22 protein-coding genes are annotated in these 26,821 nt (G+C 60.0%); 14 read left to right on the top strand and 8 right to left on the bottom strand.

Annotation, left to right across the window (positions count from 1 at the left end):
- Positions 1-13 precede the first annotated feature (13 nt).
- Positions 14-376, bottom strand: coding sequence for a cupin domain-containing protein (locus PMI30_RS22015; protein WP_008007594.1), 363 nt, complete (start codon positions 374-376; stop codon positions 14-16).
- A gap of 227 nt (positions 377-603) precedes the next feature.
- Between PMI30_RS22015 and PMI30_RS22020 the strand changes: the two genes are divergently transcribed.
- Both PMI30_RS22020 and PMI30_RS22025 read left to right on the top strand, forming a co-directional pair.
- Positions 604-2,097, top strand: a complete 1,494-nt coding sequence (locus PMI30_RS22020) for an aldehyde dehydrogenase (RefSeq protein WP_008007592.1) — start codon at positions 604-606, stop codon at positions 2,095-2,097.
- Positions 2,098-2,356: 259 nt separating this feature from the next.
- Positions 2,357-3,502, top strand: coding sequence for an MFS transporter (locus PMI30_RS22025; RefSeq protein WP_008007589.1), 1,146 nt, complete (start codon positions 2,357-2,359; stop codon positions 3,500-3,502).
- Positions 3,503-3,520: 18 nt separating this feature from the next.
- Here the strand turns inward: PMI30_RS22025 and PMI30_RS22030 are convergent, their stop codons facing one another.
- Together PMI30_RS22030 and PMI30_RS22035 are read right to left on the bottom strand one after the other, a co-directional pair.
- On the bottom strand, positions 3,521-5,095 hold the full coding sequence (locus PMI30_RS22030; protein WP_008007588.1) for a phospholipase D family protein: 1,575 nt from the start codon (positions 5,093-5,095) through the stop codon (positions 3,521-3,523).
- Positions 5,096-5,154: 59 nt separating this feature from the next.
- The gene (locus PMI30_RS22035; protein ID WP_008007586.1) at positions 5,155-6,576 is read right to left on the bottom strand and encodes an aminotransferase-like domain-containing protein; all 1,422 of its coding nucleotides are present in this window, start codon (positions 6,574-6,576) and stop codon (positions 5,155-5,157) included.
- 179 nt (positions 6,577-6,755) lie between these two features.
- On the opposite strand from PMI30_RS22035, the gene PMI30_RS22040 reads away from it, so the two are divergent.
- Entirely contained in the window at positions 6,756-7,001 is a 246-nt protein-coding gene (locus tag PMI30_RS22040) for a DUF1127 domain-containing protein (RefSeq protein WP_008007584.1), read from the top strand.
- A 145-nt stretch (positions 7,002-7,146) separates the two neighbouring features.
- Here the strand turns inward: PMI30_RS22040 and PMI30_RS22045 are convergent, their stop codons facing one another.
- The gene (locus PMI30_RS22045) at positions 7,147-8,460 is read right to left on the bottom strand and encodes an NAD(P)/FAD-dependent oxidoreductase (RefSeq protein WP_008007582.1); all 1,314 of its coding nucleotides are present in this window, start codon (positions 8,458-8,460) and stop codon (positions 7,147-7,149) included.
- 147 nt (positions 8,461-8,607) lie between these two features.
- Here PMI30_RS22045 and PMI30_RS22050 point away from each other — a divergent pair, with 147 nt between their 5' ends.
- The gene (locus PMI30_RS22050) at positions 8,608-8,961 is read left to right on the top strand and encodes a YkgJ family cysteine cluster protein (protein ID WP_007894729.1); all 354 of its coding nucleotides are present in this window, start codon (positions 8,608-8,610) and stop codon (positions 8,959-8,961) included.
- A 138-nt stretch (positions 8,962-9,099) separates the two neighbouring features.
- On the opposite strand, the gene PMI30_RS22055 is transcribed toward PMI30_RS22050, so the two are convergent.
- Entirely contained in the window at positions 9,100-9,588 is a 489-nt protein-coding gene (locus tag PMI30_RS22055; RefSeq protein WP_003206849.1) for an Lrp/AsnC ligand binding domain-containing protein, read from the bottom strand.
- Between the two features lie 156 nt (positions 9,589-9,744).
- Here PMI30_RS22055 and dadA point away from each other — a divergent pair, with 156 nt between their 5' ends.
- The 6 genes from dadA to PMI30_RS22085 all read left to right on the top strand — a co-directional run bounded on the left by dadA (position 9,745) and on the right by PMI30_RS22085 (position 15,890).
- The gene (gene dadA, locus PMI30_RS22060) at positions 9,745-11,049 is read left to right on the top strand and encodes a D-amino acid dehydrogenase (RefSeq protein WP_007894735.1); all 1,305 of its coding nucleotides are present in this window, start codon (positions 9,745-9,747) and stop codon (positions 11,047-11,049) included.
- Entirely contained in the window at positions 11,021-11,374 is a 354-nt protein-coding gene (locus PMI30_RS22065) for a RidA family protein (protein ID WP_008007580.1), read from the top strand. The genes dadA and PMI30_RS22065 overlap by 29 nt, the downstream gene beginning before the upstream one ends.
- A gap of 109 nt (positions 11,375-11,483) precedes the next feature.
- Entirely contained in the window at positions 11,484-12,557 is a 1,074-nt protein-coding gene (gene alr / locus PMI30_RS22070) for an alanine racemase (protein ID WP_008007579.1), read from the top strand.
- Positions 12,558-12,685: 128 nt separating this feature from the next.
- Positions 12,686-13,234, top strand: coding sequence for a cupin domain-containing protein (locus PMI30_RS22075; protein ID WP_007894746.1), 549 nt, complete (start codon positions 12,686-12,688; stop codon positions 13,232-13,234).
- A 182-nt stretch (positions 13,235-13,416) separates the two neighbouring features.
- A complete protein-coding gene (locus tag PMI30_RS22080) occupies positions 13,417-13,833 on the top strand; it encodes a c-type cytochrome (RefSeq protein ID WP_032835058.1) in 417 nt (138 codons plus the stop codon).
- 134 nt (positions 13,834-13,967) lie between these two features.
- Positions 13,968-15,890, top strand: a complete 1,923-nt coding sequence (locus tag PMI30_RS22085; RefSeq protein ID WP_008007576.1) for an acetyl-CoA hydrolase/transferase C-terminal domain-containing protein — start codon at positions 13,968-13,970, stop codon at positions 15,888-15,890.
- Between the two features lie 128 nt (positions 15,891-16,018).
- Here PMI30_RS22085 and PMI30_RS22090 read toward each other — a convergent pair whose 3' ends face one another.
- Entirely contained in the window at positions 16,019-16,591 is a 573-nt protein-coding gene (locus PMI30_RS22090; protein ID WP_020799401.1) for a xanthine phosphoribosyltransferase, read from the bottom strand.
- 69 nt (positions 16,592-16,660) lie between these two features.
- On the bottom strand, positions 16,661-18,670 hold the full coding sequence (rep, locus tag PMI30_RS22095) for a DNA helicase Rep (RefSeq protein ID WP_007894754.1): 2,010 nt from the start codon (positions 18,668-18,670) through the stop codon (positions 16,661-16,663).
- Positions 18,671-18,933: 263 nt separating this feature from the next.
- Between rep and PMI30_RS22100 the strand changes: the two genes are divergently transcribed.
- Entirely contained in the window at positions 18,934-20,598 is a 1,665-nt protein-coding gene (locus PMI30_RS22100; RefSeq protein WP_008007572.1) for a putative bifunctional diguanylate cyclase/phosphodiesterase, read from the top strand.
- A gap of 103 nt (positions 20,599-20,701) precedes the next feature.
- On the opposite strand, the gene PMI30_RS22105 is transcribed toward PMI30_RS22100, so the two are convergent.
- Positions 20,702-22,099 (bottom strand): NorM family multidrug efflux MATE transporter, encoded by a 1,398-nt coding sequence (locus tag PMI30_RS22105; protein WP_008007570.1) that lies wholly within the window; start codon positions 22,097-22,099, stop codon positions 20,702-20,704.
- A 157-nt stretch (positions 22,100-22,256) separates the two neighbouring features.
- On the opposite strand from PMI30_RS22105, the gene PMI30_RS22110 reads away from it, so the two are divergent.
- The 3 genes from PMI30_RS22110 (at position 22,257) to PMI30_RS22120 (ending at position 26,818) form a co-directional block, all read left to right on the top strand.
- On the top strand, positions 22,257-23,177 hold the full coding sequence (locus PMI30_RS22110; protein WP_007894759.1) for a LysR substrate-binding domain-containing protein: 921 nt from the start codon (positions 22,257-22,259) through the stop codon (positions 23,175-23,177).
- 185 nt (positions 23,178-23,362) lie between these two features.
- Positions 23,363-25,339: a methyl-accepting chemotaxis protein gene (locus PMI30_RS22115; protein ID WP_008007566.1), complete on the top strand. Its 1,977-nt coding sequence runs from the start codon at positions 23,363-23,365 to the stop codon at positions 25,337-25,339.
- A 264-nt stretch (positions 25,340-25,603) separates the two neighbouring features.
- Complete coding sequence (locus PMI30_RS22120) at positions 25,604-26,818, top strand: aldose 1-epimerase family protein (protein ID WP_008007564.1); 1,215 nt, start codon at positions 25,604-25,606, stop codon at positions 26,816-26,818.
- Positions 26,819-26,821 lie beyond the last annotated feature (3 nt).

Raw genomic sequence — 26,821 nt, 5'->3', positions numbered from 1 at the left:
GCAACACAAATCTTCAGGCCTTCTGTTCAAACACCACATAAATCTTGCGGCAAGGCTCCAGCACTTCCCAAGTACCGCGAAAACCTGCCGGGATCACGAAGCGATCACCTGTACGCAAGGTCTTGGCATTGCCATCGTCGTCGCGCAGCACTGAAACTCCCTGAAGGATTTCGCAGTATTCGTGCTCGGTGTAGTTCACTCGCCACTGGCCGACTTCGCCCTCCCAAACACCTGCACTCATCTGGCCGCACGGGCTGTTGTAATGGTTGTACACCGCTTGCTCGGGGTCGCCCTTGAGGATTTTTGCCGGGTCTGGCCGATAGCGATCGGGCTGGGTGTTGGCCTGGCTGAAATCGACGATATCCTGAATGTTCATGCTGGTATTCCCCCGTGATTGCGCTGGAAAATTGAAAGTCTATGTTTATTAAAATGAACATCGCAAGGCCGTTTGCCGGCCTTATGTCAAATATATTGAAACTTCACTGGCCGCTGGTTTAGGGTAACGGTTGCCTTGAGCCGAAAAGCAGGCTGGCCGGGCAGAATTCCTGACAGCACCCGCATAGAACGCGGGGCACTCGTATTCAATAAGAGGAGGACACTCGAATGACCACCCTGACTCGTGCCGACTGGGAACAACGGGCTCGCGATCTGAAGATCGAAGGCCGCGCCTACATCAATGGCGAATACACCGATGCCGTCTCCGGTGAGACCTTCGAGTGCATCAGCCCCGTCGATGGCCGTCTGCTGGGCAAGATTGCCAGCTGTGATACCGCCGACGCCCAGCGTGCCGTGGACAACGCCCGCGCCACTTTCAATTCCGGCGCCTGGTCGCGCCTGGCGCCAACCAAACGCAAAGCCACCATGATCCGTTTCGCCGGCCTGCTGAAACAGCACGCCGAGGAGTTGGCCCTGCTCGAAACCCTGGACATGGGCAAGCCGATCAGCGACTCCCTGTACATTGACGTTCCAGGCGCGGCGCAAGCCCTGAGCTGGAGCGGTGAAGCCATCGACAAAATCTACGATGAAGTCGCCGCCACCCCGCATGATCAACTGGGGTTGGTGACTCGTGAGCCGGTCGGTGTGGTCGGTGCGATCGTACCGTGGAACTTCCCGTTGATGATGGCCTGCTGGAAGCTCGGCCCGGCGTTGTCCACTGGTAACTCGGTGATCCTCAAGCCTTCCGAAAAATCGCCGCTGACGGCCATTCGCATTGCGGCGCTGGCGGTTGAAGCCGGTATTCCGAAAGGTGTGCTGAACGTGCTGCCGGGCTACGGTCACACCGTTGGCAAGGCCCTGGCCCTGCACAACGACGTCGACACCCTGGTGTTCACCGGTTCGACCAAGATCGCCAAGCAACTGCTGATCTACTCCGGCGAATCGAACATGAAGCGCGTCTGGCTCGAAGCTGGCGGCAAGAGCCCGAACATCGTGTTCGCCGATGCGCCGGACCTGCAAGCCGCCGCCGAAGCCGCTGCCGGTGCCATCGCCTTCAACCAGGGCGAAGTCTGCACCGCCGGTTCGCGCCTGCTGGTCGAGCGTTCGATCAAGGACAAATTCCTGCCGCTGGTGATCGAGGCCCTGAAAACCTGGAAGCCGGGCAACCCGCTGGACCCGGCAACCAATGTCGGTGCGCTGGTGGATACCCAGCAGATGAACACTGTGCTGTCCTACATTGAGTCCGGTCACACCGATGGCGCCAAACTGGTGGCGGGCGGCAAGCGCATTCTTCAGGAAACCGGTGGCACTTACGTCGAGCCAACGATTTTCGATGGCGTGAGCAACGCGATGAAAATTGCCCAGGAAGAAATCTTCGGTCCGGTGTTGTCGGTCATCACCTTCGACAACGCTGAAGAAGCCATTGCGATCGCCAACGACACGCCTTACGGTCTGGCCGCTGCAGTCTGGACCGCCGACATCTCCAAGGCTCACCTGACCGCCAAGGCTTTGCGTGCCGGTAGCGTGTGGGTCAATCAGTACGACGGCGGCGACATGACCGCGCCGTTCGGTGGCTTCAAACAGTCCGGCAACGGTCGCGACAAATCGCTGCACGCGTTCGACAAGTACACCGAGCTGAAGGCGACCTGGATCAAGTTGTAAGTCAGTAAAGGAGCCCGAATGTAAATCGGGCTCCTGAACGACACAGATCCCCTGTGGGAGCGGGCTTTTGTGGCGAGGGGGCTTGCCCCCGTTGGGTCGCGGAGCGGCCCCAAAACCTGCGTCTGCGGTGTATAAAGTACACCGCATGCAATGGTCTTGCGCCTGCTTCGCAGCCGAACGGGGGCAAGCCCCCTCGCCACAAAAGCCCGCTCCCACAGTGTTTTGTGCTGTACATAAAATATCCACAGGAGTGTGGAGCATGCGTTGGGCGACTTATTTCGCCGTCTTGGCATCTGTCTTGAGTGTCGGCCTGGCGCTGGGTGTCAGCATGCCGTTGGTGTCGTTGCGTCTGGAAGGTTGGGGTTACGGCTCGTTCGCGATCGGCGTGATGGCGGCGATGCCGGCCATTGGCGTACTGCTGGGGGCGAAAATCTCCAGCCATCTCGCGGCCCGTCTTGGCACGGCGAATCTGATGCGCCTGTGCCTGTGGGCCGGGGCGGTATCCATCGGCTTGCTTGCGCTGTGGCCGAGCTATCCGATCTGGCTGGTGCTGCGGTTGATGATCGGGGTGATCCTGACCCTCGTCTTCATCCTCGGTGAAAGCTGGATCAACCAACTGGTGGTCGAGCAATGGCGCGGTCGGCTGGTGGCGCTATATGGCAGCAGTTACGCATTGAGTCAGCTGGCCGGGCCGTTATTGTTGGGTGCGTTGGGCACCGAGCACGATTATGGCTTCTGGGTTGGTGTCGGTTTGCTGATGACGTCACCGTTCTTGCTGATGGGCCGCGGCGGCGCACCCACCAGCGAAGCCTGCAGCGTAACCCTCGGTGACTTGTTGATCTTCTGCCGCGGCTTGCCAGCGATTGCCTGGGCGGTGTCGCTGTTCGCGGCGTTCGAAGCGATGATCCTGACCTTGCTGCCGGTCTATTGCCTGCGTCAGGGCTTCACCACGGAAATCGCCTTGGCGATGGTCAGCACCGTGGTGGTGGGTGATGCCTTGCTGCAATTGCCGATTGGCGCGTTGGCCGATCGCTTGTCGCGGCGTACGTTATTTACTGGCTGTGCGATGCTCTTGTTGCTGTCGAGCCTGGCGATTCCATTACTGATCGACACGCTACTGATCTGGCCGCTGTGGGTGTTGTTTGGCGCCAGCGCCGGCGGGTTGTTCACCTTGTCGCTGATCCTGATCGGCGAGCGTTATCGCGACGATGCGCTGGTGCGCGCCAATGCCCATATCGCGCAACTGTGGGGCATTGGTTGCCTGATCGGACCCTTGGCAGCCGGTGCCGGGAGCCAGTGGATCAGCGGGCATGCCTTGCCATTGCTGATGGCGGTGGGCGCGTTGGGGCTGGTGATTCTGGTGTCGCGGCAAGGGGCGTTTGGTACGGTTGCCGAACCAGCCTGAGCGCTGCACAAAGTCGGTCTACAGCATCCGCTCCAGGCCGACCATGCTGCTGAGCCATGAATTGAAACGCCGCCACCAACCCCCCGGTTCTTTGGTCAATGTGTGCGGCTTGCCGTCATCTTCGGTGACCCAGACGATCTGACCCTTTTCCAGCCGGGCCTGATAACTGAGGGGTGGCGCCATGCCCTCCAGTGCCAGTTCACGCACTCGTCCGGCGAGCTGCGGGTTGTCCACCAATACCCCGACTTCGGTGTTCCACAGTACCGACCGCGGGTCGAAATTGAACGAGCCGATGAAGGCTTTCTGTTGGTCGAAAATCATCGCCTTGCTGTGCAGGCTGGAGTCGGAACTACGGTAGGTCCCGCTGTGAAACAGACGCGGTCCGCTGCCGCTATCACCGTTATCGCCGGGCTGGCGACGTAATTCGAACAATTGCACCCCATGCTCCAGCAAGGCTTTTCGATAAGGCGCGTAACCACCGTGCGTGGCCGGTACGTCGGTGGCTTCCAGTGAGTTGGTCAGCACACTGACCGATACGCCGGCATCGGCGCGACCGGTCAGGTAAACCAGCCCCGGTTGGCCGGGTACGAGGTAGGCCGAGACCATGATCAGCTCTTTGCTGACCCCATTGAGCTCGGGTGCCAACTGGGTGGTCAGCAGCAAGTGCGGGTCAGGTTCGCCATCGGACAGCACCTTGCTCGGTGCGTCCCACAATGCCTGGTTCCAGGCCCAGATCAGCTCCCGGCGCCAGACATTCAGGCGCGGGTGAGTGGTGTAGGCCATTAACTGCTGATAAAGCGCGTGGTTCTGTTTGCGCGTTTCCTCCAGGGACTCGTCCAGTCGGGTCCGGGTGTTTTTCAGATCCCTGGCTGTCGGCTTGGTCGAGAGAAACTGCTCGATCGGCTTGCTCAGGGCACTGTTCCAGTATTGGTCGAAGCTATGCCCCAGCTGCTCTGCAACCGGGCCGACACTGAGCATATCGATGTCGGTGAAATTCATTTTGGGCTCGGCATCGAAATACTCGTCCCCCAGGTTGCGCCCGCCAACGATTGCCGCGCTGTTGTCCGCCACCCACAGTTTGTTGTGCATGCGCCGATGTTGTTGCGACAGGTTGAAGAGCCGGCCCATGGTTCGCGTAACCACGGTGCTGCGGCCCAGGTGCAGCGGATTGAACACGCGGATCTGTATCTTCGGATGTGCGGCAAGGGTCGCGATGATCCGGTCCAGACCATCGCTGGTGGTGTCGTCGAGCAGAATCCGCACCCGCACGCCGCGGTCGGCGGCCTTGAGCAGTTCGCTCACCAGTATTCGTGTACTGATGCCGTCATGGACGATGTAGTACTGCAGATCGAGGCTGCTTTGGGCGTTGCGAATCAGCTCGGCGCGTGCGGTGAAGGCCTCGGCGCTATCGGAGAGCAAGCGAAAGCCCGATTGGCCCTGATGGGGCGCTGCCTGTGCCTGGATCGAACGGCCGAACGCCGAGCCCGCCGCCGGCAGGGCCTGACTGGGTTCGCGAGGGGCATTGAGCGTTGCGCAGCCACCCAGGAACGAGGCGAGTAACAGAAGAGCAAGCAGGGGCTGTCTGGTTCTCACGGGGAATGTTCCGGTGGCGGCCGTTGTTAGTTATATGGACGCCGGATCCCGAAGAAAGGTCAGTCAGTTTCCGCCAGCAGTTTGATGGCTGTCGCACCGACCTTGCGCACTGCTTCTTCGATCTGCGGGGTTGTTTTGGCAGCGTAGTTCATCCGCAGGCAATTGCGGTATTTGCCCGAGGCGGAAAAGATACTGCCGACAGCAATCTGTACGCCTTGATCATGCAGCGCACGATTGAGTTTCAGGGTGTCGAAGCCCTCCGGCAGTTCGACCCACAGCATGAAGCTGCCTTGCGGACGGCTGGCCCGGGTACCGGCGGGGAAATAGCGGGTCACCCAGTCGATCATCGCGTCGCGATTGCGCTGGTATTGTGTACGCATCCGCCGCAAATGTGGTTCGAAGTGCCCGGCCTTGAGAAATTCGGCAATCGCGATCTGCGGTTGCGGAGCGGTGGAGCCGGTGCTGATGTACTTCATGTGCAGTAGCCGTTCCAGATAGCGGCCCGGTGCGACCCAACCAATGCGCAGGCCTGGTGCCAGGGTCTTGGAAAAAGAACTGCAGAGCAGGACGCGGCCGTCTTCATCGAAGGATTTGATCGTGCGCGGGCGCGGGTAGGTGTAGGCCAGTTCGCCATACACATCGTCCTCGATAATCGCCACGTCGAAACGCTGTGCGAGCGTCAACAACGCACGTTTGCGCGCCTCCGGCATGATGTAGCCCAGCGGGTTGTTGCAGTTGGGGGTCAACTGTATGGCTTTGATCGGCCATTGCTCCAATGCCAGTTCCAAAGCTTCGAGGCTGATGCCGGTGAGCGGATCAGTAGGGATTTCCAGGGCTTTCATGCCCAGGCCTTTGAGCGTCTGCATGGCGCCGTGAAAGCTCGGCGAGTCCACGGCGACGATGTCTCCTGGCTCGCAAATGGCGCGGATGCTGGTGGACAGCGCTTCATGGCAACCGGTAGTGATCACCAGATCGTTGGCGCTCAACTGGCAGCCGGAATCGAGCATCAGGCGAGCGATCTGTTCGCGCAATTCAAGGGTGCCGTAGATGTTGTCGTAATACAGACCGGGCATGTCCTGGCGACGACTGATTCGCGCCAGGCTGCGCAGCAGCGGTTTCATGGTCGGCGTGGTGATGTCCGGCATGCCGCGTCCCAGTTGCACGACGTCCTTGCGCGGCACGGCGCGGATCAGTTCCAGCACTTGATCCCACTGCGAGATATCCACCGGTCGCTGGGCCGGCCGGCCAACCACTGGCAGCTCCGGCAGTTCGCGACTTACGGGCACGAAGTAGCCGGACTTGGGTTTGGGCATCGCCAAGCCAACGTCTTCCAGTACTCGATAGGCCTGCTGCACCGTGCTCAGGCTGACCCCGTGTTCGACACTCAGCGCCCGCACCGAGGGTAACCGGTCGCCGGGGCGATAGAAGCCCTGTTCGATACGCGTGCCGAGCAACTCGGCGAGGTTGACGTAAAGGGTCATGGCGCAGTCTCGGTGAGAGTGATTCGGTTAACCAGTACAGATCGGGCGAAAATATGTGATTCAGAGGCTGAAACGGAAAATCTGTATGGAATTAATACATCCTTGTTGAATCTGTAATGCTTTCCGCCGTCCGCGCATCATGAAAGCTCTGGCTACCCAAGTAAACAGGAGCGACGAAAATGAACGGCTTGAGCGATGTGCGGCTGACGTTACGCAGTCAGGAACTGGCGGCAGGGCAAAAAAACGGAGCACGCGAGGCGGTCATGCGCAACGCACCGTCCTGCCTGGGTCGCTGGGGCCTGTTCTGGCATCGTCTGCACACGCGCAAGGTGTTGCTGGAATTGACGCCGGAACAGCTCAGGGATGTCGGATTGAGTCAGGAGCAGGCGCAGGAGGAGGGGCTTAAACCGTTCTGGCATCTGTGAGGTCTGCGGTGCCTTCTCGGCCCAATCGCGAGCAGGCTCGCTCCCACAATTCGATCTCTGTTGTTCACAAGAAGCGTGTTCACAGATGATCCCTTGTGGGAGCGAGCCTGCTCGCGATGGCTTCGGTACAGACGCCGAAAATCTTTCAGACCAACTCTTTAAAACGATGCCACAACATTCCCAACGCCAACAACGGCGAACGCAAATGCTTGCCACCCGGGAAGGTGATATGCGGCACCTTGGCAAACATATCGAACCCTCCACTCTGCTGACCACTGATGGCCTCAGCCAACAACTTGCCCGCCAGATGCGTGGCGTTCACCCCATGGCCGGAATAAGCCTGGGCGTAATACACATTCGGCTGCTCCTTGAGCCGACCGATCTGCGGCAGGCGATTGGCGCCGATGCCAATCATCCCACCCCATTGATAGTCGATTTTCACCCCGGCCAGTTGTGGGAACACCGCCAGCATCTTCGGTCGCATGTACGCGGCGATGTCTTTCGGGTCGCGCCCTGAATAATGGCAGGCACCGCCGAACAGCAAACGTTGGTCGGCCGAGAGTCGGTAGTAATCCAGCGCCACCCGTTGATCGCAGACCGCCATGTTTTGCGGTAACAAAGCGTGAGCCTGTTCTTCACTCAAGGGTTCGGTGGCGATGATGTAACTGCCGGCGGGCAGCACCTTGCCACCGAGTTGCGGGTTGAGATCGTTGAGGTAGGCGTTGCAACCCAGCACCAGCGTCTTCGCGCGAACCGTGCCCTGGGCGGTGTGGACCTTGACCTCGGGGCCGTAATCGATGCGGGTCACCGCCGATCGTTCGAACAGCTTCACGCCCAATTGTCGGGCGGCTGCCGCTTCACCGAGTGCCAGGTTCAAGGGGTGCAGATGCCCGGAGCCCATGTCGATCAGACCGCCGACATAGCGGTCGGAACCCACCACGCTGTGCATATCATTGGCTTGCAGCAGACGGGTTTCGTAACGGTAACCGAGGCTATGCAGCTCGATCGCGTCTTCGGCGAAGCCTTCCAGGTCTTGAGCCTTGTTGGCGAGGTCGCAGTAGCCCCAGGTCAGGTCGCAAGGGATCTGAAAACGCTCGATCCGCTGTCGGACGATTTCCACTGCTTCCAGGCCCATCAATTTCATCTGACGCACACCGTCTGCACCGATCACGTTGGCGAATTGATCGAGACCATGGCCGACGCCGCGAATCAATTGCCCACCATTGCGTCCACTGGCGCCCCAACCGATCTTGTGCGCTTCCAGCAGCACCACGCTAAAACCCCGTTCGGCCAGCTCGAGCGCGGTGTTCAGCCCGGAGAACCCGCCGCCCACCACGCACACGTCCGCAACCAGCTCACCTGTGAGCACCGGCAAATCGGGCTGCGGCAGGCTGCTGGCGGCGTAATAAGAGGCCGCGTGTTGATGGCTCGAGGCAGGTTGCTGAACGGGGGCGTTCATATCCGTCATCCTGATGCGTGTGTTTGAAAAAGTTGACGGAGCATAAGCCGCCGCTTCGGACGCGGGCAACACCGGTCGGTTGGCGCTGTCTGGATCGGGGCTTTTGCGTCAGAATCCCGGTCTATTCCACATTCGGTCACCGCTTCGATGAGTTGCAACAGTCAGAAGATTCGCACGCTGCGCCAGCAGATACCCTCTTTCGAGTGCGTGCCCGGCTGCCATGACTGCTGTGGGCCGGTGACCACCTCGCCCGAAGAAATGTCCCGCCTGCCGCGCAAGACCCGGGCCGAGCAGGATGCGGCGATGGATGAACTCAATTGCGTCCATCTGGGCCCCAATGGCTGCACGGTGTATGACGAACGACCGCTGATCTGTCGGCTGTTCGGCACCACCAAGACGTTGCCATGCCCCAACGGGCGGCGACCGGTGGAGCTGATTCATCCGCGGGTCGAGAAGCAGATTCATGAGTACATGGCCAGCACCCGGCAGGTGTTGGTGTAGAAATGGCGTTACTTCAGTTGGACCGAGTCGCTTCAATCGCGAGCAGGCTCGCTCCCACAAGGACACCGCTGTACCTGTGGGAGCGAGCCTGCTCGCGATAGCGGTCGCTCAGACAACCCTTCCCTTATGGCTGCAGCCTCAATCCGGAATCGGCAGGTTCAAGCTCTCTTTCACTTCTTCCATCACGATATAGCTTTTGGATTCGCGCACATGCGGCAACTTGAGCAGGATGTCGCCCAGCAGTTTGCGGTACGAGGCCATCTCGGAAATCCGTGCTTTCACCAGATAATCGAAGTCCCCTGACACCAAATGGCATTCCAGTACGTGGGGCAGTTTCAGCACCGCGCGTCGGAACTCTTCGAAAGTATCGCCGGATTTGTAGTCGAGGCTGATCTCGACGAACACCAGCAGGCTACCCTTGAGGTGCTGCGGATTCAGGCGGGCGTTGTAGCCCATGATGATCCCTTCGCGCTCCAGTCTTCGCACCCGTTCGGTGCAGGGCGTGGTGGAGAGACCGACCTTTTCCCCCAGTTCGGTGAAGGAAATGCGCCCGTCCGCTTGCAGGATCCGCAGGATGTTGCGGTCGATCTTGTCCAGCTCACGTTTGGTCTGAGTGTTGGTCCGCATAGGGGATGCGCCTCCGTGAAAAGGGTTTTTGCCGAGAATTGTCGCCAAATATAGGCACTTATATAGTGAAAAGCACTGGCTAATCTTTTTTAAACTGCCCACATCTTCGGTCTGCACAATAAACGTCAGCGGTAAGCCGCGATGAGGGATATGAAAATGCGCGTTCTGGTCTTGGGTAGCGGCGTCATCGGTACCGCCAGTGCCTATTATCTGGCACGGGCCGGCTTTGAGGTGACGGTGGTTGACCGTCAGCCAGCGGCGGCCATGGAAACCAGTTTCGCCAACGCCGGGCAGGTTTCGCCGGGTTATGCCTCGCCGTGGGCCGCGCCGGGCGTACCGCTCAAAGCCATCAAGTGGCTGTTGCAGCGTCACGCGCCATTGGCGATCAAGGCCACCGCCGACATCGACCAGTACCTGTGGATGGCGCAGATGCTGCGCAACTGCACCGCCAGCCGTTACGCGGTGAACAAGGAGCGCATGGTGCGTCTGTCCGAGTACAGCCGCGACTGCCTCGACGAATTGCGCGCCGAAACCGGCATTGCCTACGAAGGCCGCAGCCTCGGCACTACCCAGCTGTTCCGCACCCAGGCGCAGCTTGATGGCGCCGCCAAAGACATCGCCGTGCTGAAAGAGTCCGGCGTGCCGTTCGAACTGCTCGACCGTGCCGGCATTGCCCGGGTCGAACCGGCCCTGGCCAGTGTCACCGACATTCTCGCCGGTGCCTTGCGCCTGCCGAACGACCAGACCGGCGACTGCCAGATCTTCACCACCCGCCTGGCCGAAATGGCCACGAAGCTGGGTGTGGAATTCCGTTTTGGCCAGGACATTCAGCGCCTCGACTTCGCCGGTGATCGCATCAACGGCGTGTGGATCGACGGCAAGCTGGAAACTGCCGATCGCTACGTGCTGGCGCTCGGCAGCTATTCGCCGCAATTGCTCAAGCCGCTGGGCATCCGGGCGCCAGTGTATCCACTCAAGGGTTACTCGCTGACCGTGCCGATCATCAACCCGGCGATGGCCCCGACGTCGACCATTCTCGACGAGACCTATAAGGTCGCGATCACCCGTTTCGACAACCGCATCCGCGTCGGCGGCATGGCGGAAATCGCCGGTTTTGACCTGTCGTTGAACCCGCGTCGGCGCGAAACCCTGGAGATGATCGTCAACGACCTTTATCCTCAGGGCGGCGATCTGGCGCAGGCGAGTTTCTGGACCGGCCTGCGTCCGACCACTCCGGATGGCACGCCGATTGTCGGTGCCACACCGTTCAAAAACCTGTTTCTGAATACCGGCCACGGCACGCTCGGCTGGACCATGGCTTGTGGTTCCGGTCGTTTGCTGGCTGACCTGATGGCGAAGAGAACGCCGCAGATCAGCGCCGAAGGCCTCGATATTTCCCGTTATGGCAACAAACTCAAGGAGTCCGCAAAACATGTCAATCCAGCGCCAGCTCACCAATGAACGCATGAGCCAGATCGTCGTCCACAACAGCACTGTTTATCTGGCAGGGCAGGTCGGCGATGACATGAGCGCCGGGATTGAACAGCAGACCCGTGAAACCCTCGCCAACATCGAGCGTTTGCTGGATCTGGCCGGCACCGACAAGAACCGCCTGCTGTCGGTGACGATTTACCTGAAAGACATCGACGCGCACTTCAAAGGCATGAATTCGGTGTGGGACCAGTGGCTGCCAAAAGGCGTTGCACCGGCCCGAGCTACCGTTGAATCGAAGCTGTGTGAACCGCAAATCCTGGTCGAGCTGTCGGTTGTTGCCGCGCTGCCATAACGCTGTACCGTAAAGCCAAGCCAGAAAGATCCCTCTCCCGGTGCTGTTGGCGGTTCACGCTGTCAGCCAGCGCCGGTTTTTTTCAATGACCGACTAGAAGTCTGCCGCCATGCGTCCAGCCCGTGCCCTGATCGACCTTCAAGCCCTGCGCCACAACTACCGGATCGCCCGTGAAGTCACGGGGGCCAAGGCCCTCGCGGTGATCAAGGCCGATGCCTATGGTCATGGCGCGGTACGCTGCGCCCAAGCGCTGGAAGCCGAGGCGGACGGGTTTGCCGTGGCCTGCATCGAAGAAGCGTTGGAGCTGCGTGCCGCCGGCATTCGTGCGCCAGTTTTGCTGCTGGAAGGTTTTTTCGAAGCCGATGAGCTGTCGCTGATCGTCGAGCATGACTTCTGGTGCGTGGTGCATTCGTTGTGGCAGCTCGAAGCCATCGAAAAAGCCGCGCTGAGCAAACCGATCACCGTCTGGCTCAAGCTTGACTCGGGCATGCATCGGGTTGGCCTGCATCCGGCGGATTACCAGGCGGCCTATCAACGGCTGCTGGCCAGCGGCAAAGTGGCGAAGATCGTGCTGATGAGTCACTTCGCTCGTGCCGATGAGCTGCACTGCCAGGCCAGCGCCGAGCAGGTTGCGGTGTTCGAGGCGGCGCGTCAGGGATTGTCGGCTGAAATCAGTCTGCGTAATTCGCCGGCGGTGCTCGGTTGGCCGCAGATTCCCAGCGATTGGGTGCGCCCGGGCATCATGCTTTACGGCGCGACGCCGTTCGAAGAGGCCAATGCCGTGGCGTCCCGCCTGCAGCCGGTGATGACTCTGGAATCGAAAGTGATTTGCGTGCGCGAACTGCCGGCCGGCGAGCCGATTGGTTACGGCGCGAAATTTGTTACCTCCAAGCCGATGCGCGTGGGCGTGGTGGCGATGGGGTATGCCGACGGTTATCCGCGCCAGGCGCCGAGCGGCACGCCGGTGCTGGTGGCCGGGCAGCGCAGTCAGTTACTGGGGCGGGTGTCGATGGACATGCTCTGTGTCGACCTGACCGACGTGCCGCAAGCCGGCCTTGGTTCGCCCGTCGAGTTGTGGGGCAAAAATATCCTCGCCAGTGACGTCGCGATGGCCGCGGGCACGATTCCTTACCAGATCTTCTGCAACCTGCGTCGGGTGCCGCTGCTCTATTCCGGGGCCTGACGAAAAACGTTCCCGACCGAAAGTCGCTTCGCCAAACAGGATTCAGGCCCAAGTGTTGTAAATACTGAACGCTGTCGCCATGATAACGCTCAATATTCCTGCAACCTGAATCCCTGGAGGCTCCAGCATTGGACGTCGGTGAACGACTGCAATCGATCCGTAAGCTCAAAGGTCTTTCCCAGCGTGAGCTCGCCAAACGCGCGGGTGTAACCAACAGCACCATTTCGATGATCGAGAAAAACAGCGTCAGCCCCTCGATCAGTTCGCTGAGGAAGGTGTTGGGCGGGATTCCCATGTCCATGGTCGAGTTCTTTTCCGAAGAAATCCTGCAGGAAAAACCGACTCAGATCGTCTACAAAGCCCACGAACTGATCGATATTTCCGATGGGGCAGTGACCATGAAACTGGTCGGTCGGGCTCACCCGAGCCGGGCTATCGCGTTTCTCAACGAAATCTACCCGCCAGGCGCCGATACCGGTGACGAGATGCTCACCCATGAGGGCGAGGAAACCGGGATTCTGGTGGAAGGGCGGCTGGAACTGGTGGTCGGGCTCGAAACATTTGTGCTCGAAGCCGGCGACAGCTACTACTTTGAAAGTACCAAGCCGCACCGTTTCCGTAATCCGTTCGATGCTCCGGCGCGACTAATCAGCGCAGCTACCCCGGCGAATTTCTAAGAGAAGAGGCGTCCTGCCCGGATTGTGGAGACGCCCATGCTGTATTCCCATCCCACGACAAGACCCCTTCGACTTTGGGGTTGTTTCAGTGTGGCGGGCTTACCGCTATACTTGCGCCCGCCTGCGAACCGTGGCCGTGGGCGTGACTAGCCACCATTGAGGGTGAACGCGTGAATCTAATTATGAAAATGCTGGCCGTACCAGCAACCGTATTGGCCCTTTGGGCAGTCAGCGCACAAGCAGCGACCAACGACGATATTGCTAAACGTCTTGAGCCAGTTGGCCAGGTTTGTGTGCAGGGCAAAGAGTGCAAGGGGATGGAAGTCGCAGCATCTGCTGGTGGCGGTGGTGGTGCCAAGACCCCTGACGAAGTGATTGCGAAACATTGCAACGCTTGCCACGGTACCGGCCTGTTGGGCGCGCCGAAAATCGGTGATGCTGCAGCCTGGGGCGAACGCGCCAAGAAAGAAGGTGGTGTTGACGGCCTGCTCGCCAAAGCAATCTCCGGCATCAATGCGATGCCGCCAAAAGGCACCTGCGCCGATTGCGCCGATGCTGAGCTCAAGGGCGCCATCCAGAAGATGTCTGGCCTGAAATAAGCCTTCATTTTCAGCGAAAAGCCGCTTGCGAGCGGCTTTTTTGTGCCTGCGATTTACCCCTGAGGCTATGCTTTGCAGCAAAGACCCGGCAAGCTCGGTCCAACCCCAATTCATGGAGCGGGCGGGAGGATCAGATGGTGCAGTTGTGTTCTATCGAGCAGGCGGTCGATGACGTTCTCGCGCGGTTGCCGGCGCATATCCACATGGGATTGCCGCTTGGGCTGGGCAAGCCCAATCACTTCGTCAATGCGCTGTATCAACGGATCGCGCAACTGCCCGAGCGGCAGCTGACGATTTACACCGCCCTGTGCCTCGGACGCCCGCCATTGGGCGATGGCTTGCAAAAGCGCTTCCTCGAACCCTTCATCGAGCGGGTGTTCGGCGACTACCCGGAGCTGGATTTCCTCGCCGATCTGCGTCGCGACAGCCTGCCGGCCAACATTCACATCAATCAGTTTTTCATGCAGCCGGGCAGCCTGCTTGATTGCGCACCGGCCCAGCAGGATTACGTCAGTAGCAATTACAGCCACGCCGCCCGGGACATCAATGCCGCCGGCTTGAACCTGGTCGCACAACTGGTCGCCAGCCACAGCGAACATCCCGATCGCCTGAGCCTGAGCTGCAACCCGGACATCACCCTCGACCTGCTTCCGATGATCACCAAACGCCGGGCGGCGGGGGAAACGATCCTGATGGTGGGCCAGGTGCACAACGATTTGCCGTACATGCCCGGCGATGCGGAAATCGGCATCGACACCTTCGACCTGCTGATCGACGCGAAGGACAGCACCACGCTGTTTTCCACACCGAATATGCCAGTGGGTTTCCAGGATCATTTCATCGGGCTGCACGCCAGCACGCTGGTGCGCGACGGCGGCACCTTGCAGATTGGCATCGGCGCCATGGGCGATGCCCTGACGGCAGCGTTGCTGGCGCGGCAGGCTGACAGTGACGGTTACAAGGCGTTGCTGGCGGAGCTGAATCTCAGCCAGTGGGCGCAATTGATTGAGCGTGAAGGAGGCACCGAACCGTTCGCCAAGGGCCTTTACGGTTGCAGCGAAATGTTCGTCAACGGCTTGCTGGTGTTGGCCGACGCCGGGATCGTGCGGCGTAAGGTCTACCCCGATGTATCAACCCAGCAGCAGGCGAATGCCGGCACCCTGGACGAAGCTACGCAGACTGACGGCATCTCGGTGCATGGCGGGTTTTTCCTCGGGCCGCGCAGTTTCTACGAGCGCTTGCGCGAGTTGCCGCAGAGTAAGCGGCTCGAATTCAACATGACCCGCATCAGCTACATCAACGAGCTCTACGGTCAGGAAGAGCTCAAACGCTTGCAGCGCCTCGATGCGCGCTTCATCAACACGGTCTTCACCATGACCCTGCTCGGCGCCGGCGTGGCCGATCAACTCGAAGACGGGCGGGTGCTGAGCGGTGTCGGCGGGCAATACAACTTTGTTGTCCAGGGCCATGCGCTGGAAGGCGCGCGTTCGATTCTGCTGCTACGCAGTTGGCGCGAGTCGGGCGGTGAAGTCAGTTCGAATATCGTCTGGCAATACGGTCACTGCACGATCCCACGGCATCTGCGGGACATCGTCGTCACCGAATACGGCATCGCCGATTTGCGCGGCAAGACCGATGCGGCGGTGATCGAGGCGTTGCTGAATATCAGCGACTCACGCTTTCAGCCAGGGCTGATCGAGCAGGCGCAGAGCGTTGGCAAACTGCCGAAGCATTTTCGCCTCGATCCGCGTTTCGCCGACAACAGCCCACAGCGTTTGCAGGCCATTCAGGCTCGGCATTCGAATCTGTTTCCGGAGTATCCGTTGGGCTGCGATTTCACTGCTGAGGAACGGGATTTATTGCGGGCGCTGAACTGGTTGAAGAGCAAGTTCAAACTGACGGAGATTCTGGAGTTGGGTAAAGCTGCGCTGGATGCGCCGCAGCCGTCGGAATTCCCGCTGCACCTGGAGCGGATGCAGCTGACGAAACCGGAGGGTTTGAAAGAGGATTTGTTTCAGCGGTTACTGCTGACCGGCCTCAAAGCCACCGCGCAGTAACAGCCAACACAAAACCACTGTGGGAGCCAGCCTGCTGGCGATGGCGTCGTGTCAGTCAAAACCTTCATGACTGACAGACGGCCATCGCCAGCAGGCTGGCTCCCACAGGGGAAATGCGGTGTTGCGGATTACTCGATAAAGGTCACGACACCGCCGGCCAGGGACTGCACCCGCGCCAACGATTCAACGCGATAACCCTGCGCATCCAGTTCCGCACGGCCGCCCTGGAACGACTTCTCGATCACGATACCCAAGCCGGCAACCGTCGCGCCGGCCTGTTTGATGATCGAGATCAGCGCTTGCGACGCCTTACCGTTGGCCAAAAAGTCGTCGATGATCAGCACGCGGTCGCTGCTGGTCAGGTGGCGCGGGGAGATCGCCACGGTGCTTTCGGTCTGCTTGGTGAACGAGTAAACGGTCGCCGACAGCAGGTTTTCGGTCAGGGTCAGGGACTGATGTTTGCGCGCAAAAATCACCGGCACGCCGAGGTTCAGACCGGTCATGATCGCCGGCGCGATGCCCGAGGCTTCGATGGTGACGATCTTGGTGATGCCTGAATCCTTGAACAGCGTGGCGAATTCGTCGCCGATCAGCTTCATCAGGGCCGGGTCGATCTGGTGGTTCAGAAAGGCGTCGACTTTCAGGACCTGGTCGGAAAGCACGATGCCTTCTTCGCGAATTTTCTTGTGCAGTGCTTCCATGAAGCTTTCCTCTACTGACGCCATGTGCGCCTGGCGTGTAAAAAGTGTTCGGTTAAAAAGTAGCCAATTCTAGCGCTTTAACATCGCGCGTATATCCGCCAATGCGGTATTACCGCGGACGGCTTTGACTTCAACGGGAGTGTCGTCATTGCCTTCCCATGCCAGGTCGTCCGGCGGCAGTTCATCGAGGAAGCGGCTGGGCGCGCAGTCGATGATCTCGCCGTATTGCTTACGCTTGGCGGCGAAGGTGAACGCCAACGTCTGACGCGCTCGGGTAATCCCGACGTAGGCCAGGCGACGTTCCTCTTCAATGGTGTCGGCTTCGATGCTGGAGCGGTGCGGGAGAATTTCCTCTTCCATGCCCATGATGAACACGTAGGGGAATTCCAGACCCTTGGAGGCGTGCAAGGTCATCATCTGCACACCTTCGGCGCCGTCTTCCTCTTCCTGCTGACGCTCCAGCATGTCGCGCAGGACGAGTTTGCCGATGGCGTCTTCGACGGTCATCTCGCCTTCTTCGTCTTTCTCCAGCGTGTTCTTCAGCGCCTCGATCAGGAACCAGACGTTACCCATGCGGTAATCGGCGGCCTTGTCGCTGGAGCTGTTGGTGCGCAGCCAGTTCTCGTAGTCGATGTCCATGACCATGCTGCGCAGGGCGGAGATCGGGTCTTCGCCGGCGCACTGCTCGCGGACCTTGTCCATGAAACGCTTGAAGCGCGACAGGCGATCGGTGAAGCGCGTGTCCAGATGCTCGCCCAAACCGATCTCGTCGGTGGCGGCGTACATCGAGATTTTTCGCTCGGTGGCGTAGTTGCCCAGCTTCTCCAGCGTGGTCGAACCGATCTCCCGGCGTGGGACGTTGATCACCCGCAGGAAGGCGTTGTCGTCGTCCGGGTTCACGATCAGCCGGAAGTAGGCCATCAGGTCTTTTACTTCCTGACGTCCGAAAAAGCTGTTGCCGCCGGACAGGCGATATGGAATCTGGTGGTGCTGCAGCTTCAGCTCGATCAGCTTGGCCTGGTAGTTGCCGCGATACAGGATCGCAAAATCGCTGTATGGCCGATCCGTGCGCAGGTGCAGGGTCAGCAGTTCCACGGCCACGCGCTCGGCTTCGGCGTCTTCGTTGCGGCAACGGATCACGCGGATTTCGTCGCCGTGGCCCATCTCGCTCCACAGCTGCTTTTCGAACTCGTGCGGGTTGTTCGAGATCAGCACGTTGGCGCAGCGCAGGATGCGGCTGGTGGAGCGGTAGTTCTGCTCGAGCATCACCACTTTCAGGGATGGATAATCATCCTTGAGCAGCATCAGGTTTTCCGGCCGGGCGCCGCGCCAGGCGTAGATCGACTGGTCGTCATCGCCCACCACGGTGAATTGGTTACGCTTGCCGATCAGCAGTTTCACCAGCAAATACTGGCTGGCGTTGGTGTCCTGGTATTCGTCCACCAGCAGGTAGCGGACCTTGTTCTGCCATTTTTCCAGGATATCGTCGTGTTCCTGGAACAGTTTTACCGGCAGCAGGATCAGGTCGTCGAAGTCCACCGCGTTGAACGCCTTGAGCGTGCGCTGGTAGTGGGTGTAGACGATGGCGGCGGTCTGTTCCTTGGGATTGCGTGCGTTTTCCAGGGCTTCGGGCGGCAGGATCAGGTCGTTTTTCCACGAGCCGATCATGTTCTTGATCTCGTCGACACCGTCGTCGCCCGAGTATTCCTTCTGCATGATGTCGGTCATCAGGGCTTTGACGTCGGTCTCGTCGAAGATCGAGAAGCCCGGTTTATAGCCCAGCCGCACGTGTTCCTTGCGGATGATGTTCAGGCCCAGGTTGTGAAAGGTGCAGACCGTCAGGCCGCGGCCTTCACCGCCCTTGAGCAGGGTACCGACCCGCTCCTTCATCTCGCGCGCGGCCTTGTTGGTAAAGGTCATGGCGACAATGTATTGGGCGCGGATGCCACAGCTCTGGATCAAATGCGCAATTTTGCGGGTGATCACGCTGGTCTTGCCGGAGCCTGCGCCGGCGAGCACCAAAAGAGGGCCGCCGACGTAGCTCACGGCTTCTTGCTGCCGGGGATTGAGTCGGGACATACGAAATCAGGGAGTCATTAGCGAAATGGGCCGGCATTTTAACAGGCTCAGCGAATTGTGCTGCTCTCTCCGACTTGTGACTTAACACGCTATCTCTATTTGCCGGTTTTGCTACTTTCACGCAGGATGCGCAGTGAATTTGCGTCTAATGTTCGTATTCAAGACGCAAAAGCCGTGTTTGATAACCGATGTCATTTTGTCATTGGTTATCTGCGCGGCATAATGCCCGCCGCCTACATCTTTGCAGAGTCTAGGGAGCTAGCTTGTCTACGCCTGTCGAACCCTTGCGTTTGCTGCTACTGGCCGAAGAGCCGGTGTGGGCAGCGTTGTTGCGCGAGTGTCTGGCTCCGATGGGGAGTTCGGCTGTGCTGCTCAGCGCGCCGAGCTGGGAGTCGGTCAGCAACCTGTTCGATGACAACCGCAGCGCGGTGTTATTGACGATTCCTGCTCTGCAGCCGGCACCCGGCCGTTGCAACCTGCCGACGGTGTTGCTGCTCGAACACGAGCCGCTGGCGCCGCCCGACGGTGTGAGCGACTGGCTGGTGCGCAATCTGCTGGATCCCGGCATGTTGCGCCGTTGCCTGCGTCATGTGCGTGAACGCGGCGTGCTGGAAAACACTTTGCAGCGCCTGGCCGAGCAGGATCCGTTGACCGGTATCGCCAACCGTCAGGGTTTCCAGACCTTGCTGGCGGCGCGCCTGGCCGACAACGAAGGTCGCGGCCTGGCCCTCGGTCACCTCGACCTCGACAACTTTCGACACGCCAACGACGCCCTCGGCCATCAGGCTGGCGATCGGTTGATCCTGCAAGTGGTCTCGCGGCTGAAAAGCCAACTGGAGGCCAGCGATCAACTGGCGCGGCTGGGCAGCGATGAATTCGCGCTGTTGATCGATACTCGCCGCGCCCCTCAGCGCGCCGAATGGATGGCCGAACGCATTACCGAAGCTCTTTCCGAACCCTATTGGGTCGATGGCGAGAGCCTGTTGATCGGTTCCAGCCTCGGCATCGCTCATGCACGAGCGCAGGCCGGCGCCGACCCATTGATGTGGCACGCGCACATCGCCATGCAGCAAGCCAAGAGCACTCAGGGCTGCACCTTTCACATTTTCAACGAACGGATCAATCGCAATGCCCGCAGCATCGCCGACCTCGAAAGCGAGCTGCGCCGGGCCTTGCGCCGCGATGAGCTGGAGTTGCATTACCAGCCTCGCCTGAACCTTGAGGATGGCCAGATCGTCGGCCTCGAAGCGTTGGTGCGCTGGCGTCATGGCGAACGCGGCTTGCTGCCCCCCAGCGAATTCGTGCCGCTGGCCGAGCAAAGTGGTTTGATTGTGCCGCTGGGTTACTGGGTGATTTCCCGGGCCTTGCGGGACATGCAGGCGTTGCGCGAACGAGGTCTGCCAGCGCTGCACATGGCGATCAACCTGTCGTTCCGGCAGTTTCAGGACAGCCAATTACTGTCGACCCTGAGCCGGCTGATTGCCGAGCGTGGCGTCGAGGCGCAATGGCTGGAATTCGAACTGACCGAAACCGCGGTGATGCGTCGCAGCGATCTGGTCAAGCAGACCATGGACGCCCTGGGGCGTTTGGGCGTGCGCTTCTCACTGGACGATTTCGGCACCGGGTTCTCTTCGTTCGTGCACCTCAACAGCCTGCCGATTGCCTTGTTGAAGGTCGACAAGAGCTTTGTCGGCGGCATGGAAGAGCGCGAAGAAAATCGCAAACTGGTGCACGCGATGATCAACCTGGCACACAACCTCAACCTCGAAGTGGTCGCCGAAGGCGTGGAAACACCAGAGCAACTGGATTTGTTGCGCGGCTTCGGTTGCGATCAGGTGCAGGGGTATCTGATCAGCAAGCCGTTGCCGTTGGCGGAACTGGTTGAGTATTTGACCTTGGGTTCCAGTCAGCAGGTTGTGCTCGCTTAACGACGTACCGTAGGAGCGAGGCTTGCCCGCGAATGGCATCACGCGGTGTCTCTGATACACCGCGTGATGCCATTCGCGGGCAAGCCTCGCTCCTACAGGGATCTCAATCTGGCTGCGCGACCTGGAAATTCTGCTCTGACGCTGGCTCGCGCCGAATCATCCGCTTCATCTTCCACTCAAACGCCAGCGTCAGGCTCACCGCCGCACACGCCAGCCCCAGCGCCAGGCCCCACCAGACCCCCGTTGGCCCCCAGTTCAAATGGAAGGCCATCCACCACGCGGCCGGTGCGCCGATCAGCCAATAGCAACCCAAACCCACCAGGAACGTGGTCTTGGCATCCTTGAGCCCGCGGATGCAGCCCATGGCGATGGTTTGTGTGCCATCGAACAGCTCGAACCACGCCGCCACCGCCAACAGGCTCACGGCCAGGTTGATGACTTCGCGGAACGCCGGATCGTTGTGGTCCAGAAACAAGCCGATCAACTGATGCGGCAGCAGCCAGAAAACCATGGCAAACCCCAGCATCGACGCGGCGCCGAAGGCGATCCCGACCCGTCCGGCCAGCCGCGCATCGAGCAATTGCCCGGCGCCGTAATGCTGGCCGATGCGCATGGTGATCGCGTAGGAAAGCCCCGCCGGAACCATGAACGCCACCGAGACGATTTGCAGGGCGATCTGGTGCGCCGCCAGTTGCGTACTGCCCATGGTGCCCATGCACAGCGCGGCGAAGGCAAACAGGCCGACTTCCACCGCATAGGTGCCGCCTATCGGCAGGCCCAGGCGCCATAACTCCTTCAAGTACTGACGGTTGGGCCGCGACAGCCCCTGGCGTAATGGATACGCGTCGTAAGCCGGATGCCGACGAATATGCAGCGCGAGCGCCAGCGCCATGAGGTTGGCAACGATCGCCGTGACCAGGCCGATGCCCACCAGGCCCATTTTTGGTAGGTCGAACATGCCGGTGATCAACGCATAGTTGAGCAGGAAATTGGCCACAGTGCCGGCGAGGCTGATGACCATTACCGGTGTCGCCCGGCCGATGGCGCTAGTGAAACCGCGCAACGCCATGAAGCTCAGGTAGCCGGGCAGGGCGAATGGCAGAATCAACAGAAACTGGCCGGCAGCCCGGACGTTGGTTTCGGTCTGGCCGAACAGCAGCAATACCGGTTTGAGGTTCCATAGCAGCAAACCCGCCACCAGCGCCATCAACCAGGCCAGCCACAACCCGGCCTGGGTCAGCCGCGCCGCGCCGATGATGTCGCCCGCACCCTGACGGATCGCCACCAGGGTGCCGACGGCGGCGATTACGCCGATGCAGAAGATCGACACGAACGAATACGTCGCCGCGCCCAGACCGCCGCCGGCCAGCGCTTCGGGGCTCAGGCGCGCCATCATCAACGTGTCGGTGAGGACCATCAACATGTGCGCCAACTGCGAGGCAATCAACGGCCCCGCCAGCCGCAGGATGGCCCAGAGTTCAATACGCGCTGGATGCTGCATGGTCATCACGCTCGATTGTCAGAGATAACAGGAAGCGTCGATTCTCGGCGCTCTGCGGGGTTTGCACAAAGGGATAAAAAGGATGGGTGGCATGATTAAAACTCATGCTGGGGAGTTTCTGATAAGTTGGTTCCATCGCGCTATAGGAGCCTTCCTGATGTCCCGTCGTCTTCCTCCCTTGTACGCCCTTCGAGCATTCGAAGCGGCGGCGCGGCATAGCTCGTTTACTCGCGCGGCCGAAGAACTGTCGATCACGCAAAGTGCGGTCAGTCGGCACATTCGTACGCTCGAAGAGCATTTCGCCTGTCGGCTGTTTCATCGCAGTGGGCGCAACCTGCAACTGACCGAATCGGCGCGGCTGATCCTGCCCGGCATTCGTGAAGGCTTCACCGCCCTCGAGCGGGCCTGCAATACCTTGCGTGCAGAGGACGACATCCTGCGCATGAAGGCCCCATCGACTCTGACCATGCGCTGGCTGTTGGCACGGCTCAGCCGTTTTCGACACTTGCGCCCGGGAAACGAGGTGCAATTGACCAGCGCCTGGATGGACATCGATACGGTGGACTTCAACCATGAGCCCTTCGACTGCGCTGTCATCCTCAGCAACGGGCATTTTCCACCGGACTGGGAGGCGACTTTCCTGTTCCCCGAAGAGCTGATTCCGGTGGGCGCGCCGAATCTTCTGAAGGATCAGCCGTGGGACGTTGCGCGCCTGGCCAGTACCGAGTTGCTGCACCCGACGCCGGACCGCCGTGACTGGCGCAACTGGCTGGAGCGCATGGGCCTGACCGATCAAGTCTCGCTCAAGGGGGGGCAGGTGTTCGACACGCTGGAGTTGGGCATGATCGCCGCTGCCCGAGGTTACGGCGTGTCCATGGGCGATTTGCTGATGGTGGCGGAGGATGTCGCGCAGGGACGTCTGAGTTTGCCGTGGCCGACGGCAGTCGCCAGTGGTGAGAATTATTACCTGGTCTGGCCGAAAACCCGCCCCGGCGGCGAACGTTTGCGCCGCCTCAGTGATTTCCTGCAAGGCGAAGTCCGGGCCATGGAATTACCGGATGTCGAACGCTTGGGCTGAATCGATGGAGCCGCCGCAATGGCGGCCTTGAGCCATATCCCCGTTAATTACTCAAGTATTCCGCTTTGCCGCCGAAAATCTGCTGATGGGACCTTCGTGCAGGCTCCATGTTTTCCCCACAATCAGAAATTTTGCCGAGTGTGCGATGGGATCAGAATGATCCGGCCACTGGGTCAGGAGCTGTCATGTCTCAACCTCGTGCTCGGATTGCCTCACAGCTGGGTCTTGCGCTTGCCGTGATTCTGGCGATTGTCATCAGCGGCAGTACCGTGTTCGCCCTGCGCTCGCTGGACACCGCCAACCTCGCCACCCGCGAAGAGCATCTGGCCAGTGAGGCCCGCTTGCTTGCCGATCAGCTGAGCACCTTTCACGGCACCTTGCGTGAAAGCACCCAGCGCCTGGCCGGCCTGTTCGAGCAGCGATTCAGTACTGGCCTGAGCGTGCATCCGGACGAACCGGTAGCCGTGGCGGGCACGCAGACTCCTGGGCTGCGTTTGGGGAGTGAAGTGCTGAACAACAACTTCAAGATAGTTGACGAGTTCAAGCAGATGACTGCAGGCGTCGCGACCGTGTTCGTGCGCAGCGGCGAAGAATTCATTCGGGTCAGCACCAATGTCACCAAACAAGACGGCAACCGTGCCATTGGCACTCTGCTCGACCACGCAAACCCGGCTTACGCCCGTTTGATGGCGGGGCAGAGCTACCTGGGTCGAGCCTTGCTTTTTGAACGCTTCTACATGTCGCAGTACACCCCCGTACGTGACAGCAGCGGTAAGGTCATTGCCGTGTTGTATGTAGGATTCGATTACACCGACGCGCAGAACGCACAGTTCGCCAACCTCAAACGCTTCCGTATCGGCCAGACCGGCTCCTTGGCACTGCTGGATGAGCAGAACAAATGGCTGGTGCCGATTGCCGGTGTACAAGCGCTGGATCAGGCGGTCCCGAGCATCGTCGGTCTGGCCAAGACACCGGGCAAAGGCGACTTCTGGAACGACAAGTCGCAAGATTTTTACAGTGTTGCCGTGCCGTTCGAAGGCGGGCCGTGGTCGGTGGTGGCGAGCATGCCGAAAACCGAAATCCGCGCGGTGACCTGGAACGTCGGCATTCAATTGGCAATCGGCAGTTTGCTGGCGATGTTGCTGGCGGTCGGTGCGGCGGTCTGGTTGCTGCGCAGCAAACTGGCGCCACTGGGTGATCTGGTGCGTCAAGCCGAAGCCTTGGGTGCCGGTGATTTGAGTGTTCGCCTGAACGTGTCGAGCAATGACGAAATCGGCCAACTTGCCCGCGCCTTCAACCAGATGAGCCAAGCCCTGTCGACCATGGTCGAGCACATCCGCCGAGCGTCGGGAGAGGTCAACAGCCGTGCCCAGGCGTTATCCGGTTTGTCCGGTGGCGCCTATGAAGGGATGGAGCAGCAGTCCGGCGAAATCACCAGCATGGCCGGCGCCGTAGAAGAATTCAGCGCCACCTCGCTGAACATCGCCGACAACATGGGCAACACCCAGCGTCTGGCGCAGGAAAACGCACAGCAAACCCAGATCGGTCGTACGTCGATGGACGAAGCGTCCTCGTCCCTGGAGCAAATCGCCGGTGCACTGAACAGCACCGCGACGGTGATCAATACCTTGGGGCAGCGCTCCCAGGAAATCGGCGGCATTGTCGGGGTGATTACCGCGATCGCCGAGCAAACCAATTTGCTGGCGCTGAACGCCGCCATTGAAGCCGCCCGCGCCGGTGAGCAGGGCCGTGGGTTTGCGGTGGTGGCCGATGAGGTGCGCAACCTGGCCTCACGCACCCGCCAGGCCACTGACGAAATTTCCGGGATGATTCAAAGCATCCAGCAGGAAACCGGCAACGCCATCAGCACCATGGAGCAGGGCAACGTATTGATGCAGGAAGGCCTGTCGCGCAACGCCAACGTCGCTTCGGCCCTGGCACGGATCGATGAGCAAAGCCGCTCGGCTGGTCAGCAATTCGCCGCCATCACCACCGCGACCCAGGAACAAAGCAGCACCGCGACCTTGCTCAGCAGCAATCTGCAAAGCATCGCTTTGGCGAACAGTGAGCAGCGCGAAGTAGTGTCCAACCTGGCTGTGACTGCCAAAGAGCTGGAGAAGCTCGCGGCGGACTTGCGGCATGAGGTTGACCGGTTTCGTTGAGTCGCCTCTGAAATCGCCTTCGCGAGCAAGCCCGCACACATTTGGTCTCGGGTGTTCACACATATTGTGTTCACCGCAAATCTAATGTGGGAGCGGGCTTGCTCGCGAAGGGATCGACTCAATTCCGATTTGTTCCAAATCTGCGGATCAATTCCTCTCTAGTCGTCTTCCTTGGCATTTAGCACCAGTGTCTCGATTTTTATGCTTGCTGAAACGTTTCTTCAAGTCTATAAAAATGGCACAACTCCAAGAAAGGCTGCTGCCATGACCCCGCTCAAACTTATCGTTGCCCTCAGCGCACTGTCCGCTGCTTCCCAAGCCATGGCCTGGGACTATGTTTTGCTCGACACCGACAAAGCCGCCCAGAACTGGCAGATCACCAGCCAGCAACTTGGTGTAAAAACCGACAAACCCTTCAGTGTGACCCTACGCACTTTGCATGGCGGTCGACAGGAGGGTGTCAGCATCGTCGACATCGATAACGGCACAATGAAACTCTCGGTGGTGCCGACTCGCGGCATGAACGTCCTGCAGGCCTCGGTCGGCGATGTGCGCATGGGCTGGGATTCGCCGGTCAAGGAAGTGGTCAATCCATCCTTCATCGAGCTCAACGGCCGCGGAGGCCTGGGCTGGCTGGAAGGTTTCAACGAACTGGTCACCCGCTGCGGCTACGAATGGGTCGGCCATCCCGGCATCGACAACGGCGAACTGCTGACCCTGCACGGTCGCGCCGCCAACATCCCCGCGAACAAAGTCACCCTGCACATCGATGAAAAACCGCCGTACGCCATCACCCTGCGCGGTGAGCTGAAAGAACAGGCGTTCAAGAAAGTCGATTTCTCCGTCGCGACCGAACTGGTCACCGAACCCGGCAGCGTAGCGTTCGCCCTCAACGACACCCTGACCAACAATGGCGACTATCCGAAGGAATACCAGGCGCTGTATCACAGCAATTTCAGTACCCCATTCCTGGAACAGGGCGCCCGCTTCGCCGCGCCGGTGAAACAGGTATCGCCGTTCAACGACAAGGCCAAAGGCGATCTGCCGGACTGGCAAACCTACCGTGCACCGACCAAGGACTACGACGAAACGGTTTACAACGTGGTGCCGTATGCCGATGCCAAGGGCGATACGCTGACCGTGCTGCATAACAAGGCCGGCAGCCTGGGTGTCTCGGTCGGCTTCAATACTCAAACACTGCCGGTGTTCTCCCTGTGGAAAAACACCGATACCCAAGGGCAGGGCTATGTCACGGGGCTGGAGCCGGGGACGAGTTTTTCCTACAACCGCCGGTATCAGCGGCCACTGAACCTGGTGCCAACGATTGGGCCGAAGGAACAGAAGCAGTTCGGGATCAGCTACAGCTTGTTGGCGGATAAGGCGGCTGTGGATAAGGCGTTGAAGCGGGTGAGCGAGATTCAGGGTGGGCGGGAGACTGAGGTGCGGCAGACGCCGTTGGTTGATCTCACCAAGGGGTGACGC

The organism is Pseudomonas sp. GM50 (genome assembly GCF_000282375.1).
Lineage (GTDB): Bacteria > Pseudomonadota > Gammaproteobacteria > Pseudomonadales > Pseudomonadaceae > Aquipseudomonas.
This window is presented reverse-complemented; position numbering and strand designations above follow the sequence as displayed.

Bases quoted from the DNA above. Each gene is read 5' to 3' on its own strand.
- PMI30_RS22120 (WP_008007564.1), top strand. From the start codon at position 25,604: ATGACCCCGCTCAAACTTATCGTTGCCCTCAGCGCACTGTCCGCTGCT.
- alr (WP_008007579.1), top strand. From the start codon at position 11,484: ATGCGTCCAGCCCGTGCCCTGATCGACCTTCAAGCCCTGCGCCACAAC.
- PMI30_RS22110 (WP_007894759.1), top strand. From the start codon at position 22,257: ATGTCCCGTCGTCTTCCTCCCTTGTACGCCCTTCGAGCATTCGAAGCG.
- PMI30_RS22045 (WP_008007582.1), bottom strand. From the start codon at position 8,460: ATGAACGCCCCCGTTCAGCAACCTGCCTCGAGCCATCAACACGCGGCC.
- rep (WP_007894754.1), bottom strand. From the start codon at position 18,670: ATGTCCCGACTCAATCCCCGGCAGCAAGAAGCCGTGAGCTACGTCGGC.
- PMI30_RS22085 (WP_008007576.1), top strand. From the start codon at position 13,968: ATGGTGCAGTTGTGTTCTATCGAGCAGGCGGTCGATGACGTTCTCGCG.
- PMI30_RS22055 (WP_003206849.1), bottom strand. From the start codon at position 9,588: ATGCGGACCAACACTCAGACCAAACGTGAGCTGGACAAGATCGACCGC.
- PMI30_RS22040 (WP_008007584.1), top strand. From the start codon at position 6,756: ATGAACGGCTTGAGCGATGTGCGGCTGACGTTACGCAGTCAGGAACTG.
- PMI30_RS22105 (WP_008007570.1), bottom strand. From the start codon at position 22,099: ATGCAGCATCCAGCGCGTATTGAACTCTGGGCCATCCTGCGGCTGGCG.
- PMI30_RS22115 (WP_008007566.1), top strand. From the start codon at position 23,363: ATGTCTCAACCTCGTGCTCGGATTGCCTCACAGCTGGGTCTTGCGCTT.
- PMI30_RS22090 (WP_020799401.1), bottom strand. From the start codon at position 16,591: ATGGAAGCACTGCACAAGAAAATTCGCGAAGAAGGCATCGTGCTTTCC.
- PMI30_RS22065 (WP_008007580.1), top strand. From the start codon at position 11,021: ATGTCAATCCAGCGCCAGCTCACCAATGAACGCATGAGCCAGATCGTC.
- PMI30_RS22050 (WP_007894729.1), top strand. From the start codon at position 8,608: ATGAGTTGCAACAGTCAGAAGATTCGCACGCTGCGCCAGCAGATACCC.
- PMI30_RS22020 (WP_008007592.1), top strand. From the start codon at position 604: ATGACCACCCTGACTCGTGCCGACTGGGAACAACGGGCTCGCGATCTG.
- PMI30_RS22015 (WP_008007594.1), bottom strand. From the start codon at position 376: ATGAACATTCAGGATATCGTCGATTTCAGCCAGGCCAACACCCAGCCC.
- PMI30_RS22035 (WP_008007586.1), bottom strand. From the start codon at position 6,576: ATGACCCTTTACGTCAACCTCGCCGAGTTGCTCGGCACGCGTATCGAA.
- PMI30_RS22080 (WP_032835058.1), top strand. From the start codon at position 13,417: ATGAAAATGCTGGCCGTACCAGCAACCGTATTGGCCCTTTGGGCAGTC.
- PMI30_RS22025 (WP_008007589.1), top strand. From the start codon at position 2,357: ATGCGTTGGGCGACTTATTTCGCCGTCTTGGCATCTGTCTTGAGTGTC.
- dadA (WP_007894735.1), top strand. From the start codon at position 9,745: ATGCGCGTTCTGGTCTTGGGTAGCGGCGTCATCGGTACCGCCAGTGCC.